Raw genomic sequence first — 3,911 nt, 5'->3', positions numbered from 1 at the left:
AGGAGAAGGACAAGACCTATGGGTGTGTTCAGCGACAGAACGAGTATGGAAAGAATACTGTATGCTGTATTTACCTATGAAAACAAAAAGGAGGGAACTAATACCCCTTTCTTACTGACACATAATAATTGACATTACCGGTAGTCAACTGCCTTACGAAATGCATCTTCCGCCTCTTTCGGTTTGTTCTGCTTGAGAGAGAGAAGACCTATGGCATACCAGACATCTGCTTCCTTGCCCTTTTCCCTCAGGGCAAGCCGGTATTCATTATGCGCCTCGTTATATTGTCCCATATCCTGCAGGATATTTGCCTTGAGGAAATGGAAGTAGTTGTTGTTGGCATTTTTACTGAGCAGCCAATCTGTTTCTTTTAGGGCATTATCATATTCTTTATTCATCCTGTATGCCCCGCTAATCTCTATATGGGCCTCTATATCGTTTGGTTTCTCATTTAAATATTTCTTAAATTCTCCTATTGCCTCTTTATACATTCCCAGTTGCAGATAAAGCACGGCAAGGTTGTGGGTTATGGTTATATCAAAGGGGGCAAACTCCTTTGCTTTTTTCATCATCTCTATAGCGATATTCCCCTTCTCCTTTAAATAAAATTCTCTGTAAAAATTTGCCAGATTGAAATAGATATCGCTTCTGTATGGCGCAATTTTCATTGCCGTTTCCATCTCGTGTTCTGCCCTCTTAAGTATAAGCGGGTTGTTATTGGAGAATTTTGCAAGCGCTAATCCAAGATTAAAGTGATAGCTGTCGTCAATGGAATCCAGATCAACTGCCTTGCTGAAATATTTAACAGCCTTTTCATATTCGCCTTTTACAAGAAAGCCCTTTCCCCTCTTATTATGAAGTCCTGCAAGATACGGGTCAGACACCCAGAAGGATAAAAAGGCAAAAATGCCTGCTGTGATAATATAAAGTTTTTTCCTTCCGAGCGCCGTAAATATACGGTATGAGGTTAAATCAATGGTCTTGATTTTATACAAGCCAAGTTCCGTTGCAGCAACGGTTGTCCAAGAGATATAACCCCAGAAGATAAAAAGTATTGCCGGTATGTAAAGGTCAAAATCACTGATTGTATGAACAAGAACGAGAAATGAGCCGATTAAGGTGGAGAGGAGCATGATATACGATACCCCCTCTCCCTTGACGGGAGAGGGTTGGGGTGAGGGTGAGGGGAGGTATTTCAGGCAGCGCAGGCCGTCTCTGAAATAAAGATATATCAATATCATAAATACGCTGATGCCTATAAGCCCAAGTTCAGCCCACAACTGGAGATAATCATTATGGCTGAAGAAGTGCTCAATATCTTTATATGCCTGATTTTTATATTTGGAATAGATTGTATGAAAGCTCCAGAAGCCGACGCCTCTTATTGGATGTTCTTTAATAACACCCCATGTGCTTTTCCAGATGTTCAGCCTGTCTGTTGTTGAGCCTGACAATTCTGCGGGTTTGGGGGAAAATGAGGCATTACCGTTTCCTGAAGTAATGGAAAATAATAACAGGACTGCCAAAAGTCCTAATATCAAGACCTTTAACCTTGCCCTGTGCGCAGGGGCAAATATCCAGAAGAATATTAAAGCCGCTGCTATTGCCGCTGTGAGGATTATCCATCTGCCGCCTGTGCCTGTGGATAAAAGGGCTGCAAAGGAAAGAAGGGATGGAAAGAAAAAAATGTATTTGCTCCTCTCAGATACAAGATATAACCCAATTAAAACAGGCATGGTCAGAAGCAGATAGCCTGCAAATGAATTTGGATTGACAAATGTGCCATGCCCCCTTCCTTCAAAACTGCTGTGGCCTGTGATGTATTGATAAAGAGCCATAAGAGAAAGCGCTGTTACGGTGATTACGAGAATAAGGCAAAGACCATTCCATAATCTTTGTTCCGGGAATACCTTCTTTACCCCATCCCCACCCTGACCCTCCCCTTGAAGGGGAGGGAACAAAATAGTTTCCTCTCCCTCAGGGAGAGGATTAAGGTGAGGGTGGGGTTGATTTTCATCCCCCTTTGTATGGAGGCCGGTCGGTCTTACGAAAGAAAGGAATATGCTGTTTATTATTACGCTCGCCATAGTAAAAAAACCATATCTTGTGGACGGCGGATTGATGGTGAAAAAGAATGAAGACAGGATGACGGCTAAAAAAAAGAGAGATACGACTGATAAAGGCGATAAAACTATTTCAATTGCTCCATTTTTAATCGCCTGCCATACAAATGACAGGATTAAGAGGTTTGTTCCGAGAAATATAAGGGTGAATGCCAGATAATTGCCGGGACCTTTGATAAAAGGAGTCAGGATAATCAAGGATGTATTGAAGATAAAGAGCCAGATGATATGCATAATAAACAAAAGGGCGGGCATTGGCCCACCCTTTCATAATTGTAATGATAACTATTTAGGATCAAGCTTGAAACCTTATCCTGTTTATATTACCAAGTGGCAGAGCAATCAGTTTCAGTCGATATTGGGCTTACTATCCCTGTTGCACTGGTGTAAGTCCAGAAACTAAAGGTCTTGGCGCTCTTCCATCTATAGTATATTCTTGTTGCATCACCTGAAGCGGTACCCACCCCCCATTGCTGGGGGCTCATAACAGCAATACCAGCACAGGTATTTGCTAGGGTATCAGAGGCGGTATACGAATATATGTCGCTTACCACATCGCTACTCAAAGGATTGCCATGATAAACGTCGGCTCCATTAACCAATCTACTTGCGTGATATATTGTACCCCCGCTTTTTATGCCGGCTACACCTCCCTGTGCCGCAGCCCTGTCCGCATCTGCAGCCAAGCCCCAGAACCTTGGTATAGCCACTGCCGCAAGGATTCCGAGCAGCAATATGACCATAACCAGTTCAATCAGTGTAAAACCTTTTTGATTTTTCATTTGTTTTTCCTCCTTTTTTATTTGATTTTTTCAAGGCTGAAGCCTTGTAGTTTGCCGATTTATCGGCGTCTTTAAATTCGCCCATAAATGGGCAACTACAAAAAATGTCTTTACCACCCCCCATAATTAAACGTTGAGCTTGAAATCTTGCCCAGTCTTGCATCATAGTTATACGGATTCCCAAAGGGATCTGTAATATTCCCGTCTTTATCCATTGCTATCTTTTCCAGATATGTCCTATCAATTATTATGGTGCCTGTCTGAACGGTAACACCTGCATTTCCTGCCATCTTTTTTATGGCCTCTGTATCCTGAAACGGCAGTATTATCTTTTCACTTACCATCTGTTTTAAGCTATCAGGAAATTTCCTGTTTATGACAAAATAAAGCAGAACAGATGTCCTTATATTGCCAAGCTCGCTTATAAGGGCATATTCCTTTACAATCTTTGTTGCCCTCTGGATGTATGTAATTGCGCCAATAAGAAGTATGCCGACAATGATAAGAGCCAGAAGCATTTCAAATACTGTTCTGCCTTTGTTGTTTTGCACTGGATTGCCTCCTGTCTATCTTCCTTGTCTCTTTATATACAATGCAAATCCCATTCCAAAATTATTTTATACTCTAACTTATTGTAATTATTGGGTTTTTATAAAAGAGAGAATTTTGAATAGCCAGTATATGGGTAATAATTTACTTAAAATGTGCAAAGTTTGTTCCAAAAAATATATTTTATACCCATCCTCACTCCGGCCCTCCCCTTGAAGGGGAGGGAGGTTTCCTTCTCCCTAATGAAGAATTATCCTCTTTTTTCCTCTCCTTCAGGGAGAGGATTAAGGTGAGGGTGGGTTAGGCCTAATTGGCGCCGGTAATGTCAATTATTATGTGTCAGTAAGAAAGGGGTATTAGTTCCCTCCTTTTTGTTTTCATAGGTAAATACAGCATACAGTATTCTTTCCATACTCGTTCTGTCGCTGAACACACCCATAGGTCTTGTCCTTCTCCT

4 protein-coding genes are annotated in these 3,911 nt (G+C 41.4%); 1 reads left to right on the top strand and 3 read right to left on the bottom strand.

The genetic code is table 11. The features are described 5' to 3' along the window. Window positions 1-134: 134 nt before the first annotated feature. Window positions 135-1,961 (bottom strand): O-antigen ligase family protein, encoded by a 1,827-nt coding sequence (locus Q8P28_08945; GenBank protein ID MDP2682912.1) that lies wholly within the window; start codon window positions 1,959-1,961, stop codon window positions 135-137. A gap of 100 nt (window positions 1,962-2,061) precedes the next feature. On the opposite strand from Q8P28_08945, the gene Q8P28_08940 reads away from it, so the two are divergent. Continuing rightward, complete coding sequence (locus Q8P28_08940; GenBank protein ID MDP2682911.1) at window positions 2,062-2,283, top strand: hypothetical protein; 222 nt, start codon at window positions 2,062-2,064, stop codon at window positions 2,281-2,283. 163 nt (window positions 2,284-2,446) lie between these two features. On the opposite strand, the gene Q8P28_08935 is transcribed toward Q8P28_08940, so the two are convergent. Both Q8P28_08935 and Q8P28_08930 read right to left on the bottom strand, forming a co-directional pair. Then, window positions 2,447-2,905: a prepilin-type N-terminal cleavage/methylation domain-containing protein gene (locus Q8P28_08935; GenBank protein ID MDP2682910.1), complete on the bottom strand. Its 459-nt coding sequence runs from the start codon at window positions 2,903-2,905 to the stop codon at window positions 2,447-2,449. Window positions 2,906-3,015: 110 nt separating this feature from the next. Further along, complete coding sequence (locus Q8P28_08930) at window positions 3,016-3,456, bottom strand: hypothetical protein (GenBank protein MDP2682909.1); 441 nt, start codon at window positions 3,454-3,456, stop codon at window positions 3,016-3,018. Window positions 3,457-3,911 lie beyond the last annotated feature (455 nt).

Source organism: Deltaproteobacteria bacterium (genome assembly GCA_030690165.1).
GTDB lineage: Bacteria > Desulfobacterota > GWC2-55-46 > UBA9637 > UBA9637 > JACRNJ01.
The sequence above is the reverse complement of the archived record's forward strand: the minus strand, read 5'-3'. Positions and strand labels throughout refer to the sequence as shown.